The organism is Solwaraspora sp. WMMA2059 (assembly GCF_027497315.1).
Classification (GTDB): Bacteria; Actinomycetota; Actinomycetes; order Mycobacteriales; family Micromonosporaceae; genus Micromonospora_E.
In genome coordinates, this window is the sequence record NZ_CP114908.1 from 734,301 (window position 1) to 752,192 (window position 17,892).

The 17,892-nt window shown below is 65.1% G+C and carries 9 protein-coding genes; 5 read left to right on the top strand and 4 right to left on the bottom strand.

Going from position 1 to position 17,892, the window contains the following annotated elements; all coding sequences use genetic code 11:
* Nucleotides 1-52: 52 nt before the first annotated feature.
* Together O7553_RS03325 and O7553_RS03330 are read right to left on the bottom strand one after the other, a co-directional pair.
* On the bottom strand, nt 53-1,708 hold the full coding sequence (locus tag O7553_RS03325; RefSeq protein ID WP_281553414.1) for a hypothetical protein: 1,656 nt from the start codon (nt 1,706-1,708) through the stop codon (nt 53-55).
* Between the two features lie 60 nt (nt 1,709-1,768).
* Entirely contained in the window at nt 1,769-3,784 is a 2,016-nt protein-coding gene (locus O7553_RS03330; protein WP_281553415.1) for a glycosyltransferase family 2 protein, read from the bottom strand.
* A gap of 147 nt (nt 3,785-3,931) precedes the next feature.
* Between O7553_RS03330 and O7553_RS03335 the strand changes: the two genes are divergently transcribed.
* The gene (locus O7553_RS03335) at nt 3,932-4,999 is read left to right on the top strand and encodes a glycoside hydrolase family 6 protein (protein ID WP_281553416.1); all 1,068 of its coding nucleotides are present in this window, start codon (nt 3,932-3,934) and stop codon (nt 4,997-4,999) included.
* Nucleotides 5,000-5,011: 12 nt separating this feature from the next.
* On the opposite strand, the gene O7553_RS03340 is transcribed toward O7553_RS03335, so the two are convergent.
* Nucleotides 5,012-6,955: a galactose oxidase early set domain-containing protein gene (locus O7553_RS03340; RefSeq protein ID WP_281553417.1), complete on the bottom strand. Its 1,944-nt coding sequence runs from the start codon at nt 6,953-6,955 to the stop codon at nt 5,012-5,014.
* A gap of 131 nt (nt 6,956-7,086) precedes the next feature.
* Entirely contained in the window at nt 7,087-7,938 is an 852-nt protein-coding gene (locus tag O7553_RS03345) for a hypothetical protein (protein WP_281553418.1), read from the bottom strand.
* Between the two features lie 180 nt (nt 7,939-8,118).
* Between O7553_RS03345 and O7553_RS03350 the strand changes: the two genes are divergently transcribed.
* From O7553_RS03350 to O7553_RS03365, 4 genes are all read left to right on the top strand, one after another.
* Nucleotides 8,119-11,625: a type I restriction-modification enzyme R subunit C-terminal domain-containing protein gene (locus O7553_RS03350; RefSeq protein ID WP_281553419.1), complete on the top strand. Its 3,507-nt coding sequence runs from the start codon at nt 8,119-8,121 to the stop codon at nt 11,623-11,625.
* Nucleotides 11,622-13,142: a restriction endonuclease subunit S gene (locus O7553_RS03355; RefSeq protein WP_281553420.1), complete on the top strand. Its 1,521-nt coding sequence runs from the start codon at nt 11,622-11,624 to the stop codon at nt 13,140-13,142. The genes O7553_RS03350 and O7553_RS03355 overlap by 4 nt, the downstream gene beginning before the upstream one ends.
* Entirely contained in the window at nt 13,139-14,659 is a 1,521-nt protein-coding gene (locus O7553_RS03360; protein WP_281553421.1) for a class I SAM-dependent DNA methyltransferase, read from the top strand. The genes O7553_RS03355 and O7553_RS03360 overlap by 4 nt, the downstream gene beginning before the upstream one ends.
* 121 nt (nt 14,660-14,780) lie before the next feature.
* Nucleotides 14,781-17,876, top strand: a complete 3,096-nt coding sequence (locus tag O7553_RS03365) for an ATP-binding protein (RefSeq protein WP_281553422.1) — start codon at nt 14,781-14,783, stop codon at nt 17,874-17,876.
* Nucleotides 17,877-17,892: the final 16 nt, after the last annotated feature.

Sequence of the window (17,892 nt, forward strand, 5' to 3'; positions counted from 1 at the left end):
TTTCCTTACAGGGTAACCTTATTGGCTCCCTGTCCGGAATCCTCGGGGCACCTCACTCGAACAGGTTGTACCGTTCCCAGCCGCCGTGCAGGTTCAGATCGGAGTCGAAGTCGTTGCGGAACGCCACATTGCCGCTGGCCGACCACTGGAAGGTGAAGTGCCGCAGGTTGCGGCTGGTGTTGTACGCGTACAGCGAGTTCCAGACGCGGCTGCCGCGCAGGTAGCCGTTGCCGCCCTTGCCCTTGTTCCAGGCCCCGTCGAACGTGTTGTCCTCGATCTGCAGGTTGCGGGCGACCTCGGTGACGATGGGGTGGGATCCGGTCATCGTGCCGGTGAGGCCACGGACCCAACTGTTGGCCGCCCATTTGAACAGCACCCCGTTCATGGCGTACTCGGGGGCGAGGTTGCCGTAGTTGTGCACCGCGTCGGCCGGGTCGAGGGCGTAGGTGCCGCCGCCGAGCTTGGGCAGCCCGGTCATCTCCTGGGTGAAGGCGAAGTTCTCCAGTCCGACGCCCTCGACCGCGGTCAGCGGGGTGACCTTGCTGGCGAACGTCGTCCCGGCCGGCAACGGCGGTGAGCCGTCGGAGATCGAGTCGACCGGTAGGTCGTACTCCAGTGGTCGGTCCAGGGTGATCGTCTTGGCTGACGAGTCCACCCGGGTCACCCGGAACATCTGCTGTCGCATATGGAGGTTCTCCATCATGCTGGCGTGTTCGGCGTAGGTGACGCCCTGCTGTTCGTAGAAGTTGACGCTGTTGGCTGCGCCGACCCAGATGTAGCCGCCGGGGGAGAACTTCGACATGTTGGTGTTGCTGGCCAGGTGGATGACGCTCTGCCCGGAGCGGGCGGAGAAGCCCGGGTCGTCGCTGCGGTCGGCGAGCTTCTGCCCGGAGACCCAGTGCTGGTTGACGGAGCCCTCGAACAGGTCCTTACGGTTGGTCGGTGCCGACTGCCACTCGTTCTGGTAGCGGCTCGCTACCTCGCGGGTCTGCACCTTGAACAGTGCCCTGCCCGGCCAGATCCAGCCGCCCTTGCCGATGTCGTTGCCGCTGCCGTAGCTCATCCCGTTCGGATCCCAACGGCTACCGTCGGTGCTGAGGGTGTCGTAGCGGGTGTCGGTGTCCGGCCGGAACACCACCTGGGTGCCGCCGGCACCGGAACCCTGGCCACGAAGTATCAGGAAGTTCGCGTCGACGTAGATCTGCCGGGACACGTCTATCCGGCCGGCCGGCAGGTTGATCAGTGACAGCTTGTGGAAGTTGGCCGACGGCGAGCAGGCGGCGCGGACGTGGTCGATGGCGGCCTGCAGGCCGGCAGTGTCGTCGAGGCCGTCGTCGGCGACCACGCCGAACTCGCCGGCCAGGCGACTCGGGTCGAGGCGGCAGGCCGCGTCGGCGGTGATCAGGTGCTCGCCGGGAAGCGGGTGTCCGCCCTGGTAGCCCACCCGCGACCAGTCGGGCAGTCCGTCGACGCCGCCGCGGATCCGGTTGGTCATGCTGAGGTCCGGGCGACTGGTCGACTGTGGCTCGATCGCGGTCGCTGCGGCGCTGACGGTGGTCGCACCGGTGGCGGTCGCCGGTGTGCCGGCCTGCGCCATCAGCTGTGGACTCCATGTCGGACTGGAGAGCGCGGCCGCGAGTGCGGCGGCTAGCAACAAGCGGGGTGTCATCACCCGGCCAGCCTTGTCCGGCAACTGCCCGTGAGTCATCAGTAGCAGGGTGTATGTTCACCATTCGTCGATTGCGGGTGTTCGTCCCGGTCCGTCGGCTCACCGGCTCCCCATGTCGTTGTCCCGAGGCGACCGGTCGTGCGGCCTGGTCTGCTCGACGGCGTGCGGCCTGGTCTGCTCGACGGCGGGCGGACCGGCCTGCCGGGGTACCTCGATCCGGGGCAGGATCATCGTGGCGGAGACGTCGTCGGGCTGGTCGTCGACCGACCGGCTGGCCAGATGCGCCGCCAGCAGCGCTCGTGGGATCTCCATGGTGATGTCCCCGGCCCGGTCCGGACCACGTACCTCCTCGATCGTCGGTGGTCCGCCGTCGCTACCGCTGTCACCCGTGGGCACCGGGTGGGAACGCCGGCGGAGGTCCCGTCGCCACAGCGCGACCGGTAGCAGACAGATCAGCAGCGCCACGCCGGGCCAGAGCAGCGACGGCAGGCTGGCGTAGTCGCGGGCAACGGCGACCCCGACCGCCGCGGCGAGCACCGCCAACCAGCCCAGGTGCGCCCGGAACGTGTACAAGCCGTCGCTGCTGCTGTGCGCCCCCTTCGGGGTGACCACGAACCGGGCCGGCCGACGCAGCAGCGTACTGACGAGCTGCCCGGCGTAGATCGGTGCCGAGATGATCGACATCAGCATGCCCTTGAGCCCGCGGGAACCGGGTGCCTCGTACGGGCTGACGTTGTACCGCCGGTTGTGCAGGTAGAGCCAGAGCGAGAAGGCGGTGGCGTCGGTGTAGAGGGCGAACCAGATCTGCGGTGAGATCGTCATGCCGCTGACGCCGAGAGCCAGGAACAGCACCGCGTTGACGATGCCGAGCAGCCAGGCGACGGCCATCGACGGATAGAAGGTGGTGATCAGGGTGTAGTGCAGCATCCCACCGGCGGACAGCCGGGGGAAGCGCAGCCAGTAGCGGCCGAACAGCAGTTGGAAGGTGCCCCGCGACCAGCGCCGCTGCTGGGAGAAGTAGTCGCTCCAGCTGGCCGGGCCGTCGCCGGCGGAGAGCACGTCCGGGGTGTACACCGACTTCCACCGACGGCCGGTCGACGGGTTGCGGGTGGTGTGCACGGCCAGCCCGGTCGCCATGTCCTCGGTGATCGAGTCGGCCAACCCGCCGATGCTGCGCAACGCGCTGATCCGTACCGCGTTGTTGGTGCCGACCAGCATCGACGTGCCGTACGCGTTGGCGGCTCGCTGGATCACGCTGTGGAACGGGAACTGCTGCGACTCGGCGGCCCGGGTGACGAACGCCTCGCCGTTCTTGTAGCACTGCGGGCCGACGACGTACGCCACGTCCGGGTCGCGGAAGTAGCCGAGGATCCGTTCGGCGAAGTTGGCCAGCGGCACGTGATCGGGGTCGACGGAGAGGAAGACGTCGTAGCCGTCGCCGTGCGCGTCGACCCAGGCGTTGTAGTTGCCGTGCTTGGTCTTCGCCCGGAACGGTCCGCGCCGCTGGTTGTACCGCTCGATGCCGTTGCGGGTGAAATGTCGCACGCCGAGCTGGTCGCACATCGCCTTCACCTCGGCGTCGTCGCCTTCGTCGAGCAGCCAGATGTCGAAGACGCCCCGGTGCCGGATCCGCTTCGCCGCTCGCAGCGTGTCGCGGACCACCGCGACCGGTTCCTTGCTCGGCACGATCGTGGTGAGAAAGGCGACCCGCAGCCCTCGGGGCGGGACCACCGGCACCGGATCCCGCGCGATCACCGAGGCCAGCGACAGCGACAGTACGTTGACCAGCCGTAACGCCTCGACGACGGCAATGGAGCAGATGACGAAGACATTGGCGAGCCGGGCAGCCTCGGCCACCGGACCGGGATTGGTGTCGGCGAAGTGCCCCGGCTGCAGCAGCCAGACGAAGAAGAACACCTCGAAGCAGATGTTCGCCAGCGCGATCAGTACCGCGGTGACGATCTGCCGGCTACCGTGCGCTCCATGCATGCTGCGGTAGCGGACCCGGTACGGCACGCCCTCCGGCGGATCGGTCAGCGAACCAGCGAGCCGGCTATAGGATTCGAGTCGAGCCCAGGACCGGCCGTACACCGGGATGTCGAATGGTTCCGCCACAAGCAGCAAGCCGCCCCGCAGTCGTGCCCACCGGCCGCACGCCCCGACCGACGGTTTCGTCGATCCTATGGCACCGGGGAAGTCTGCCCGAATCAGCCAGTTGAGCTAGTCTCGGCCGTGCTTTACGCCACTGACGGAGGACGAACGGTGCTGTGGTCGATGGTCCGCCGGTCGACGTCCGCGCTTTCCGTCGGCTCGCTCCTGGCGTTGCTGGCTGGTTGCGGCACAGCCCCGACGGAGCCGGCCGGTGATCTCGGCGACCAGATCACCGATGCCCGCACCACTGGCGCCAGCGGCCCGCCGGTCGCGGTGCCGCTCGCCGGAGCGGAGCTGTTCGTCGACCCGACCGGAGCCGCCGCCGACCAGGTCACCGCCTGGGTGGCGGCCGGCCGCACCGGTGACGCCGACCGGCTCCGACGGATCAGTGAGCAGCCGACAGCGGTCTGGGTCACCAGCAGCACCACCGCGGTACGCGCCGGCGTCGACACCGTGCTGACCCGGGCCGACGCTGCCGGCGGCATGCCGGTGCTGGTGGCGTACCACATCCCGGACCGGGACTGCGGCAGCTTCAGCGGCGGCGGTGCGGTCGACGGCGACGACTACCGGGCCTGGGTCCGGGAGTTCGCGGCCGGAATCGCCGGTCGTCCGGTCACGGTGATCGTCGAACCGGACGCTGTGGCGCACAGCCTGGACAGCTGCGGCGCGGGCTCCGCCGACGAACGGTTCGCGTTGCTCGCCGATGCGGTCGCCGTGCTCAAGCAGACCGGCAGCGCCCAGGTGTATCTCGACGCCGGCCACGCCCGCTGGGTCGCCGACCTGCCGAGGTTGGCCGACGCGCTGCGCCGGGCCGGGATCGGGCAAGCCGACGGCTTCGCGCTCAACGTCTCCAACTTCATCGGTACGCAGGAGAACGTCGACTACGGCCGGCGGCTGTCCGACGAACTCGACGGGCGTACCAGGTTCGTCGTCGACACCAGCCGCAACGGCGCCGGGCCGGTCGACGGTGCCACCGTCGACGGTGGTCCGTCCTGGTGCAACCCGCCCGGCCGGTCACTGGGGGAATCACCGACTACGACGACCGGACTGGACCGGGTCGACGCCCTGCTGTGGATCAAACGTCCGGGGGAGTCCGACGGCGATTGCCGGCCGGGTGAGCCGCCCGCCGGCGGGTGGTGGCCCGAGTACGCCCTCGAACTGCTCGGCAAGGCGGGGTGAGTGACCGCCCGCTCAGCGCACCATCACCGGTACGCCGACCGACGGCACCCCGTCGGTGTCGATGGCGAACAGCAGGTACGGCCCGGACGGCAGGATCGTCGCCTCTTCCGGCAGGTTCAGCTCCAGTCGTCCCGTGCTGGCAGGGGTGAAGTCGATTGCCACCGACCGCTGCTCGTTGTTGAGCATGTGGGTGGCGGCACCCGGCCGGATCAGCCGCACCCGGTCGATCCGGTCGGCGTGCGGGCTGATCACTGTGACGCTGCCGCCACGTTCGATCCGCTCCGGCACGCTGCCGAGGACCGGACGCACACCGCCGAACAGGTACGGCGGGGAGTACAGCTCCAGCCGCTGCTCGAACTCACCGCTGATGCTGTTCTTGGCGTCGCGGAACAGCGGGTCGGAGCCGACGGTGAGCACCCGGCCGTCGGGCAGCAGCAACGCCGCCGAGTGGTAGTTACGACCGACATGGGGGTCGGCGGCAACCGTCAGAGTGTTGCTGTCCGGGTGGAAGATCCGGGCGGTGTGGTTGTCGCTGAGGCCGCGACCCCGGTAGTCGCTGGCGCCGTTGGTGATCAGCACGGTGTCGTCGGGCAGCTGCACCAGGTTGGGGTAGCGGGTCCCGTCCGGCAGGTCCGGACCGGGGGTGAACCGGGGGTTGTCCGAGGTCAGGTCGATGAGGTCGATTCGGTCGCTGGACAGGGCCGACTCGCCGACCCCGCCGCCGCCGACGACCATGATCCGCTGCTCCTGCACCGGGCCGGCCCAGGCGCTCATGCTGGTTTCCAGTTGGTCGGTGTCGCGTAGCCCGTCGACCTCGGTGAACGTGTTGTCGCTCAGGTCCCACAGGCCGGGTTCGCGGCCCTGGTCGTCGGGTCCGTAGCCGGCGTTCGATCCGGTGTAGAACAGCAGGTCGGGCGTTGCGGTCTGGAACAGACTGGGGTACGTCGGGAAGTACCGTTCCAGGTCGGGTCGCAGGGTCCAGCTCCTGGTCTGCGGGTCGTAGGTTTCGTGCTGCGTGCCGTCGAGGACCTGGCCGCTGCCGTCGAGCCCGGCCACGGTGAGCACCTGCCCGTCGGGCAGCGTGGTCAGCGTCGGGTACCAGCGTTTGACGTGCATGTCGTCGACCCGCTCGTACCGTTCGGTCCACGGGTTGAACTCGAACGCGGCGTCGAGTCCCTGGTAGTCCTGCTTGTCCATGGTGATCGCGTCGGCCAGGCCGTAGATGTCCTGCACCTCGTCGCCGACCAGGCCGTTGACCCGGTACTGGGTCTGCCGTTCGACGACGTACTCGTCGCCGAACCCGGCAGCATCGACCCACACCTCCGTCTCGCTTGCGGTGACGACGACCCGGCCCGCCGGTCCGTCGGTCTTGGTGGCCGGCGGTACGACGAAGTCGTGCCCGGCGGAGTAGCGCCGCCCGTCCGGGGCGACGAACTCGGTGCCCTTGACGAAACTGCGCGGACCGCCGTCCGGGGACTCGTTCTTGACCAGCATGGTGCCGCCGGCCCGGTCGATGTCGGGTTCGAGGACCTCGTACCGCTGGGTGCCGCCGGCGACGAGCAGGTTGCCGTCGGCCAGGAACGAGTGCCCGGAGCAGAACAGGTCCTCCGGGGTCGGCACGAGTTCGGTCCGCTCGGTCGCCGGGTCGAACAGCAGGGTCTTGAACGTGCCGGCGTCGAACTGCTCCCGGTCGTTGCCTGAGCCGGCGATCAGCAGCACCTTGCCGGTGGGCAGCAGCGCGGCGTGGATCGCGTTGACCCGCTGGTCCTCGGGGAGTTCGAGGACCTGCCAGTAGCCGTGCTCCCGCTGGTACTCGGCGCTGTTGAGCTTGCGCTCGTGCAGCCAGTCACTGGCAAAACCGTACAGTGGTGGCACGTTCGCGCTGAGTAGTATCGCTACGCCGAGTACGGGTAGCAGGACGCGGTGGCGCAGGGTTGCGGGGGTAGGCCACTTCACCCGCTGCACGCTAGCCGCCGCAATCGCCACTGTGGAGCGGCCGACCGGGCCGGCGAGCCCGACCGCCCGCCGCAGCGGCGGTGGGTCATCGGCCCAGTCGTGGTCGGCCGTTGGGACTACACCCGGTCGAACTACTCGCTCTGCTCCCGGATCGTCTCCGCCGCGTCGAGCAGCTCGCCGATGGTGCGCGGTTTGCTGCCGGCAGGGTCTGCCGCCGCCGTGCCGGTGTCGGCCCGGAACCGCTGCCGTAGTTCGGCGGTGACGGCCAGCCCGTCGCCCTGCAGCAGGCCGAGCAGCGCGGTGTCCTTGTCGGCGGAGGGCAGCTGAGCGATCCAGTCGGCCAGCCGGGCCGGGTCAGCGGCGGCGCCCGCGGCCTCCGGGGCACTGCCCTGCGCCGCGGCGGCGATCAGGTCGGGGTCGATCCGCAGGAACTCGGCGAACTCGTGCAGCGCGCCGGTCAGGTCACCGAGCCCGGCCGGCACCGCCGGTTCGGTCGCCTCGTCGCCGAACTCCCCGTCCTGGATGAGGAACAGCCAGGCCAGGTAGAGGGCACGGTAGTCGCCGGCCGCGAGCTGGTCGCGGACGCCGACGATGCTGGCGAGCCAGCCCTCACCGTCGCGGTCGAAGTCCTCGACGCCGTCGGGGTCCTCGCTGAAGAAGTTCAGGATGAGGTTGTCGCCCGACTGGTACGCCTCGGCCGGCTCGGCCCAGCAGTACTGCTGGGCGGTCTCCAGGTCGAGCAGCCGCAGCGGCAGCCGCAGCACCAGCTGCCGGGTGCCCCAGTTGGTGATGTAGAGGTGCGCGTCGAAGTACTCCTCGACCATGGCGAGCGGATCGCCTTTGAAGCTGCCGAAGTGGTAGACGTTGGTGAAGCTGGTACGGGTGATCTCCGCCCGGGTGGACAGCGTACGGAGCTCAGCCATCTGCTGCTCGTCGAGTGGCCGGTCGATGGCACGGAAGTCGTAGTACTGGTACTCGCTCACCCGGCCATCATTCACCGGGTCGCTGCCGGCTGCTGCCCGGGGTCAGTCCCGCAACCACCTTGACGGACCGGCGGAGCCTGCCCGATCGGTATCGAACAGATACTTTCCGGCCGATGCCGTGTCGGCCCGAGCATGGATAGGCTCTGGCGTTCTACATCGGTCGTACCCCTGTGGAGAGTTGTGGATCATCAACGAATCCGGCGTCTCGCCAACCAGTCCGCCAACTTCGGGTTCCTTGTGGATCATGGATTGCTGGTCTGGTACGGCGTCGGCGCCGAGTCGTTGATCTACGTGGACGCCCAGTCGTCGATGTTCAAGGCGCGGGCGTTCGGCGACACTCTCGCCCGTGAGCTGGTGAATCGCACCGGCACCAAGGCCAGCAGTGACAGGTTCGTCGACCAGGTGCAGGCACTCAACGCCAACGGCGTACTCACGCCGAAGATCAACGAGGCGTTCACCCGGCTGCGCAAGGTCGGCAACCAGGCCGTGCACGACCACCTCGACCAGGTACGGACCGCGCTGGAGCTGCTGCGCGACTGCTTCGAGCTGGGGGTGTGGTTCCACCGGGCGTTGACCGACGACCGCCGCCCGATCGGTTTCGTGCCGCCCAGCCCGCCACCGCAGCAGGTGCCACAGCACATCGTCGTCGGCCTGCAGGCCGAGCTGGACCGCTACTGCCAGGAGCTGGCCGAGGCGAAACTTCTGCTCGACGGACAGCCGTCGGTGGCGGCGGCGCAGGCTGCGGCGGAAGCCGCTGCCGACCGGGCAGTCACCGAGTCGGCGGCCCGCCGTACGGTCGCCGCCGAGCTGGTCGCGGACCTGGAGCCGCAGATGACGGTGGCCAGTGCGGAGTTCGCCGCCCGTGCGCCGGCGAAGGTGTCGGCGGCGAAACGCGAGGCGTTCATCAGCCGCGCCCGGCGCGCGTCGGCCGAGCCGCTCAACGAGGTGCAGACCCGGGCCGAGATCGACCGGCAGCTCACCGCCGCCGGCTGGCAGGTCCAGGACGAAACCCAGATCAATCTGTACGCGGGGACCGGGGTCGCCGGTGTCGCCGTACGGGAGGTCACCCTGGCCACCGGCCGGGCCGACTACCTGCTCTACGTACAGCAGAAACTGGTCGGGGTGATCGAAGCCAAGCGGGAAGGCACCGCGCCGCGTGGGGTGGAGGCGCAGCTGGACCGCTACCTGCGCGGGCTGACCCGCGAGCAGCGAATCTCCGCCTGGCGGCGGGACGCGCCGCTGCCGTTCGGCTACGTCGCCACCGGCACCGAGACGGCGTTCGTCAACGGGCTGGACCCGCAGCCGCGTACCCGGGAGGTTTTCGCCTTTCACCAGCCGGAGACGCTCGCGCGCTGGATGCGCGAGGCCGACGACGACCCGGCGGCCCCGACGCTGCGGGCCCGGCTGCGGCAACTTCCGCCGCTTGCGGAGGAGGGGCTGCGCCAAGCCCAGATCGACGCGGTACGCGGCCTCGAAGGCGCGCTGGCCGCAGACAAGCCTAGGTCGCTGATCCAGATGGCGACCGGTGCGGGGAAGACGTTCATGGCGGTGACCAGCAGCTACCGGCTGCTGCACCACGCCAAGGCAGTCCGCATTCTGTTCCTGGTCGACCGCAACAACCTGGGCCGGCAGACGCTGCGCGAGTACGCCGGCTACGCCACGCCGGGGGACGGGCGCAAGTTCACCGAGTTGTTCAACGTGGACCGGCTGGCCGGGGCCGGCATGCTCGGCTCGTCGGCCGTGGTGATCTCCACGATCCAGCGGCTGTACGGGGCGCTGGTCGGCCGGGAGCTGCCGGACGCCGACGTCGACGACCAGGCGTACGACAGCTATGAGCTGGACGAACCGGCGCAGGTCGCCTACAACCCCTATATCCCACCGGAAGCTTTCGATCTCATCATCGTGGACGAATGCCACCGGTCGATCTACGGCAAGTGGCGGGCGGTGCTCGAATACTTCGACGCGTTCATGGTCGGGCTGACCGCCACTCCGGTGAAGCAGACCCTCGGCTTCTTCCGACAGAACCTGGTCTCGGAGTACACGTACGAGCAGGCCGTCGCCGACGGGGTCAACGTCGGCTTCGACGTCTACCGCATCCGTACCGAGATCACCGACGCCGGCTCGACCATCGAGGCGAAGACGGTGGTGCCGCTGCGCGACCGGCGCACCCGCGCCGAGCGCTACCAGGAGCTGGAGGAGGACTTCAGCTACGTCGGTAAGGACGTCGGCCGCACGGTGATCTCCAAGGGGCAGCTGAAACTGGTGCTGGAGACCTTCCGGGACCGACTCTTCACCGAGATCTTTCCGGGCCGCACGACCGTACCCAAGACGTTGATCTTCGCCCGGGACGACAACCACGCCGAAGAGATCGTCACCATGGTCCGCGACGTCTTCGGCCGCGGCAACGACTTCGCCACGAAGATCACGTACGCGTCGCGGCGCACCGGCGACAACCCCGACGAGCTGATCCAGGCGCTGCGCAACAGCCCTGAGCTGCGGATCGCCGTCACCGTCGACATGATCGCCACCGGCACCGACGTCCGGCCGCTGGAATGCCTGCTGTTCCTGCGCCCGGTCCGCACCGCGACCTACTTCGAGCAGATGAAAGGCCGGGGCGCCCGCACCATCGACGCCGCCGACTTCCAGGCCGTCACCCCGGACGCCCAGGTCAAGGACCGGTTCGTCATCGTCGACGCGGTCGGCGTCACCGAGCAGGAGTTGGACGAGGCGGTGCCACTGCACCGGCGCACCGAAGCGCAGATCTCGCTGAAGGAGCTGCTCGGCAAGGCCGGCACCCTCACCGCCGACGCCGACGAGGTCGCCACCCTGGCCGCCCGACTGGCCCGGCTCGACCGCCAGCTCACCCCGGAGGAACGCGCCGAGCTGACCGACCTCGCCGACGGCCAACCCCTCGCGGCGATCGCCCGCCGGCTCACCGACGCCGTCGCCCCCGAATCGCTGATCCCCGCGCACGCCGCCGGCCCCGACGCGGTCCGGGATCTGCTCGCCGACGCGCTCCGGCCGCTGGCCGCCGCACCGCAGCTGCGGCACCGCATCCTGGAGATCCGCCGCGCCCACGACATCACCATCGACGAGGTCAACCGGGACACGCTGCTGTCAGCCGCCGGGGTGCCGGCCGCCGAACGCGCCCAGAAGGTCGTCCGCAGCTGGCACGCCTACCTGGAGGAACACCGCGACGAGATCACCGCGCTGCAGGTCTTCTTCGACGGCAAAGGCCGGGTCGACTTCGACCAGCTCAAAGAGCTGGCGGCGCGGATCTCCCGGCCGCCGCAGGCGTGGACCCCGGACCGGCTGTGGGAGGCGTACGTGATGCTCGGCCGCACCGCCGAAGCACCCGGCGACCGGGGCGTCACCGACCTGATCACCCTCGTGCGCTACGAGCTGGGCCTCGACCAGGAGCTGCGCCCCTACCGGTCGGTCGTCGAAGAACGCTTCCAAGGCTGGCTGCTGCGCCAGGAGCAGGCCGGCTCGGCCTTCACCCCCGAACAACTCTGGTGGCTGGAAAGGATCAAGAACGTGATAGCGGCAAGCGTTGCCGTCACCCCCGACGACCTGGACGGCGCCCCGTTCACCGAACGCGGCGGCATCGACGGCTACCTCCAAGCCTTCGGCGACGACCGTGCTCAACCCCTCCTCACCGAACTCAACCAGGAACTCACCGCATGAGCGACCTCCCTCGTGGCTGGGAGTGGGCTGCGCTCAACGAGATTGCCGAGGTCCGTCTTGGGCGGCAGCGTTCACCCAAGAACCACAGCGGTACGCACATGCGCCCCTACCTGCGAGCGGCGAACGTCAGCTGGGAAGGGCTCAAACTCGACGACGTCAAGGAAATGAACTTCACCGACGACGAGTTGGAGACGTACCGGCTCCTGCCAGGGGACATCGTCGTCGGAGAAGCATCAGGCAGCCCTGGCGAGGTCGGCAAGCCTGCCATCTGGAACGGCGAGATTACGGACTGCTGCTTCCAGAACACCCTGATCCGGGTGCGAAGCCTCGGCCCCGATCCGCGCTACCTGCTCTACTTCCTCCGCTCGGAAGCACTCCGGGGAGCGTTCGTCGCAGAGGCACGTGGGGTCGGTATCCATCACCTTGGGGCTGCACGCCTCTCGTCGTGGCAGGTACCGGTTCCGCCGCTCGCTGAGCAGCGCCGCATCGTACGGATTCTCGACGAGCGATTGACTGAGCTGGAAGGTGTCCGAATTGAGGTGGCGAGTTCTCTTGAGAGGGCTAGACGACTGCACGAATCAGTACTCGCTTCTGCGGTCTCGGGTGGGCTATCTGATCGAGTAGGTTCGCCTGCGCTCGCTGGCGAGCGGGCGGCTGCGCTAGATGCCGAGCGGGCTAGGCGTTATTCGGGGTCGAGGGGGCGACCTATTGCCTCCTTGATCCGAGATGGGCACGGCTTTCGGTTTCCCTCCGAGTGGGTAGTTCGGTCGCTTGAACAAGTAACTGATCCAACCCGCACAATCTCGTACGGGATCCTTAAGCCTGGCCCGAACGTGCCTGACGGGATTCCATATGTTCGAGTCGTTAATATGCGAGGCGATGAGTTGTCGCTGCGAGATCTCCACCGAACTGCTCCCGCGATCAGCGGCCAGTATCACAGATCCACACTCCGCTCCGGCGATGTTCTTGTATCGATCCGAGGAACGTATGGAAGAGTGGTCGCCGTTCCGCCAGATCTTGACGGTGCGAACATAACTCAAGACACCGCGAGGCTCGCATTCATTGATGGCGTCGACCCATCGTTCGCGTGCATCTATCTGAGAAGTCCGCAAGTGCAAAGATACTTGCGTTCGATTGCCAGAGGGGTTGCGGTCAAGGGTGTCAATATCGCCGACCTCCGTGAAGTACCGTTTCCGGTGCCAGATATGGACGAGCAGCGAAGAATAGCCACTGCGGTTGATCGTTTGTTTTCGAAGTTGGATGCTGGTTCGGCCCTGGCAGATGGTGTCTTGAAGCGTGGTATCCGACTACGCGCATCAGTCCTGGCGGAGGCGTTTGCGGGGCGGTTGGTGGAGCAGGATCCGGCGGATGAGCCGGCGTCGGAGTTGCTGGCGCGCATCCGGGCGCAACGGGTGGTGGTGCCGAAGCAGCGGGGTCGGCGTACGGCCAAGGAGCTGGCAGCGCCCGCGACCAGGGCGATTGGGACCGATTTTCAGCAGGGAGAGTTGCCGCTGTGAGCAACGTGGATTCGCGCCGGCTGGTGCAGAAGCTGTGGAACTACTGCGACGTGCTGCGCGACGACGGGGTCTCCACGATCGACTACGTGGAGCAGCTGACGTACCTGCTGTTCTTGAAGATGGCCGACGAGCGGGCCAATCGGCCGCTCAAGCCGGAGCAGATCGTGCCGGCGGAGCTGAACTGGCAAACGCTGCTCGACAGCGATGGTGTCCGGCTGGAGGTGCAGTACCGCAATATCCTGAGCGGGCTCGGACAGGAGTCCGGCACGCTTGGCACGATCTTCCGCAAGGCGCAGAACAAGATCCAGGACCCGGCGAAGCTCAAGCAGCTGATCGTCGACCTGATCGACAAGGAGCAGTGGTCGCAGGCCGGCGTCGACGTCAAGGGCGACGCCTACGAGGAGTTGCTGGCCAAGGGCGCGGAGGACGCGAAGTCGGGTGCCGGGCAGTACTTCACACCACGCGCGCTGATCGAGGCGATCGTCGACTGCGTGCAGCCAACCCCGGGCGACACGATCACCGACCCGGCGTGCGGCACCGGCGGGTTCCTACTCTCGGCGTACGACTACATCCAGCGGCACCACGGCGACAGCCTGACCCGCGACCAGGCCCGGCACCTCGCCAACGGCGGGATCACCGGCACCGAGCTGGTCGACGGCACCGCGCGGCTCGCGGCCATGAACATGCTGCTGCACGGCATCGGTACGCCGAGCGGCCCGTCGCTGATCGACGTCCGCGACTCGCTCGGGCGGGAGCCGTCGAGCAAGGTCAGCCTGGTGCTGGCCAACCCGCCGTTCGGGCGTAGCTCGTCGATCCGCATGATCGGCGAGGACGGGCGGGCCAGCCGCGAGGAGCGGGAGATCGAGCGGGCCGACTTCTGGGCGACGACGTCGAACAAGCAGCTCAACTTCGTGCAGCACATCGCCTCGATGCTGGAGATCGACGGGCGGGCCGCGGTGGTGCTGCCCGACAACGTGCTCTTCGAAGGCGGGGCGGGGGAGACGATCCGGCGGCGGCTGCTCAAGCAGTACGACCTGCACACCATGCTGCGGCTGCCGACCGGCATCTTCTACGCCGGTGGGGTCAAGGCCAACGTGCTGTTCTTCGAGCGCAAGCGCGCCCGCGAGGAGCCGTGGACCACCAAGCTTTGGGTGTACGACTTCCGGACCAACCAGCACTTCACGCTCAAGCAGAACCCGCTGCGGCGGGAGCACCTGCAGGAGTTCGTCGACTGCTACCTGCCGGGCAAGGACCGGGCCGAGCGGGTGCAGAGCGAGCGGTTCCGGGCGTACGACTACGACGAGCTGCTGAGCCGGGACAAGGTCAACCTGGACATCACCTGGTTGAAGGACGCTTCGCTGGAAGACGCCGACGCGTTGCTGCCACCCGAGGTCATCGCCCAGGAGATCGTCGAAGACCTGCAAGCCGCCTTACGCGAGTTCACCGCCATCGCGGAAATCTTTAGGCATTCCGGCACCGCAAGCGGCAAGCCATCAGCTGGCAGTAAGGTGAGTTGATGCTGCACTAATCCGTGTTGTGTGGGGATTTCCGTTGCCACCAAGCATGAGCGATTCATTTTCCGTCTCTTTTGCCACATATTTCACCTAATAGGGAAGGACTGACATGAGCTTTAGATCGTTGGCAGAAAATCGAGCGGCAAAGGCCTCTGATCTGACCGCATTTCGTGGATTCAGTCTAGATCTAACGCGGGAAAAGGTTGACGAAGCGTTGCAGCACTTTGGTCGCCTGGGCATCTTTTCTGAATATACAAAGCACGACATCTCGCACGTCGACGGCATGCTCGAAATTTGCGATTGGCTGGTTCCGACACACACCGTGGAGATAATGACGCCCGCAGACTGGCTCATGATCGTGCTCTCGACCTACTTTCATGATTTCGGGCTGCTTGTTACCGCTGAAGAGTACGAGAGAAGGGGTCAAAGTGGATTCTATAATTACGTGGAAGGTTTGAAAGCTGCCCAAGACGATCCGTCCAAGGACTATCTTGCCAAACTCGAGGCTCTTGATCCCGAGGAAAGGGAGCGCTTCCACTATCAAGAGTTCGTTCGAGCGAATCATGCGACGCGCATCAAAACGTGGATATCGGGGAGCCCGAGCGCCCAGTTGGGATTCGATCAGAATCTCGTAAATGCACTCAATGACCTACTGGCCAACCTTCATTCTAGCTTCGTGAAAGACTTAGGAATTGTTTGCGAAAGTCATCATAGGGAGGACCTGAATGACGTTGTTAAGTACAAGGTTCGCGCGCCGTATGGAAGAACGCCGGAAGAAAACGCCAACGTCCAATATGCAGCGATACTCCTGCGAACGATGGACCTGCTTCATATAACTGAAGATCGAACGCCATCCATTGCAGCGCTAATAATCAACCCCGCGAATCCCGTAAGTCAGGACGAGTGGGCGAAACAGCAGGCGGTTCGCAGCGTCCGATCGAAGGTGGCGACTAATCGCGAAGGGGAACTTGACGAGGATGCTGGTAGGAATACAGTAGAGATCTTCGCGACATTCACCGACGAGCGCGGGTATTTTGGATTGACGCGGTATTTACGCTATGCAGAGGATGAGCTGAGGAGATCATATAGCTGGGCTCTGGCAAGCCGTAAGCATCACGGTGTGCGCCACGAATTTCCGTGGCGGTACATAGACACAGGGAACGTCGAGGCGGAAGGATTTGTGGCTCGACAGTTTGAGTTTGAAATCGATCAGCATAAGATTCTTGAGTTACTCACGGGCCACACGCTATATAACGACACAAAAGTCGTTCTACGTGAGTTGGTGCAAAACAGTATTGATGCTGTGAGGCTCCAGCAGCTCACTACCGAGTCACACTATGAGCCAGCCATCGTGATAAAGTTTGTGCATCCGTACACCGAAATCGTGGTTATGGACAACGGTACCGGGATGTCTCAGGATATTATTGAGGCAAATTTCCTCAAGGTCGGCTCCTCCAGGTATCAAGATCCAGCGTTCAAGAAGATGCACCCTGAGTTTCATCCGATCAGCCGATTTGGAATAGGTGTTCTATCGGCATTCATGATAGCGGACGATGTGAGAGTGGTGACTTCGCATCCGGACGACTCCGAAGCGAGGGAGTTGACTCTCGAATCGGTTCACGGGGACTATCTAATTCGCTTATTGGATAAGAACTCAACTGAAGTGCCGGATCATATTCGTAGTCATGGCACTTGTGTCCGCCTTGGGATCCGTCCTAGCGCCGGGCTCGATGATGTCGAGTCGATTCTGAGGCACTGGGTACTGGTGCCACGCTGTCGCGTTGAGTACGTAACTGATCGGTCAACAAGCATTATTGGATACGAAAATATTGGCGATGTCCTCGAAGATTCCCTCGCCCGTAGCGAAAAGTCGACAGTTGGTCAGGATGGGAAGCCGCCAAAGTGGAAGGTAAACGTACACTCCGAGGATGGGTTTGAAATTGCTTACGCAACTCGTTGGGATGAGTGGAATCAAGAATGGCTACTTGGCGTGACGAGAACATTTGATTTTTCCGATGAGGAGGAGGAAAAGCCCGATCCCTCTACTGAAGTAGTCGGCATCTGCGTCGAAGGAATCAGAGTAACTAATGTTTCTCCGGGGTTTCAAGACGAATCTGGTGTGATTGCGGTTATGAACGCTACAGGGCCAGGCTCGCCGAGGACTAACGTGGCCCGATCAGACCTGGAGCGAACCCCTGAATATCGATCACTTCTAGAAAGAGTCTATGAGGCATATTCGCGTAAGGTTGCCTCTGAGCTGGATGAGCTCACTAATGCTAGAGGTTTTTCTATGTCTAGGGCTGCGCGTGAGGTTCGTTATCTATTGGGTCCCTTAGGTGATCATGGTGGATCGGCTCGCGTGGAATCAAGGACACTTTTGGACCAAGCGATTAGCGGCGTGCCCTGTTTCTTGCTTGAAGACGGCGATGGTCGTCAACTGAAGTCGCTTGACGCAATAGGTGAGCTAGGTGAAATTGCGACAGTGCAAGGTCCGATAACTCGACATCTAGGATATTTCTTGGAACAGGTGCAGACCGATGTGACTATCAAGGCTATCCTTGACCTGGTAGGTAATTCGCACGTTCCTATGCCTGACCTTCCGATAATTGGAGGACATGAGGACTCCTTCTATCTCTCGCAGCTTCTGCGGAAAAAATGGGAGGTCGCATCCCTAGAGACGTTCACGGAACCACCTTTTGTGGTGGCACGTTGGAGACGGAGAGAGGTGCCGTCTCGATGGGTCCGAATGGATGACGAGCCGAGAGTTTCTCCCGGAGTGGCACAAGCCGCTAAGGAGTTGTCTACCGTATATCGGCATAGCCGGCGAAGCTTCAACATTCTGGTGCCTAAGGAGTCCGTTGATTTCAAGCTAGGCCACGATGAGGCGTTCGCCGTAGAGTTGGGGCGGGATATTCTTCTCGCGCATCGCAACCCACTTCTCGCAATTGAATCACGCGGAGCGAGCGTGACGGAACTTGATAGGCTTTGGCTAATTGGTCGGATTGCGCGGTTGATCTATGGGGTCATGCCGCGGTCAGTGCTTGGCGGGACGTATTCGATGGGGGCGACCGAGAAGGATAGAATTGCCTCAGCATGTTCTCGCTTCCTGTCGGGCTTCCTCGACGATGGATCATTGAGGGATAGTATTCAACTCGCGTCCGCCGAAACGTTGAATGTTTTGGCATGGGATCGTCGGTACACGAATGCAAACGAACAATGATTGAGGTTGTCTTTAT

Bases quoted from the DNA above. Each gene is read 5' to 3' on its own strand.
- O7553_RS03325 (WP_281553414.1), bottom strand. From the start codon at position 1,708: ATGACTCACGGGCAGTTGCCGGACAAGGCTGGCCGGGTGATGACACCC.
- O7553_RS03355 (WP_281553420.1), top strand. From the start codon at position 11,622: ATGAGCGACCTCCCTCGTGGCTGGGAGTGGGCTGCGCTCAACGAGATT.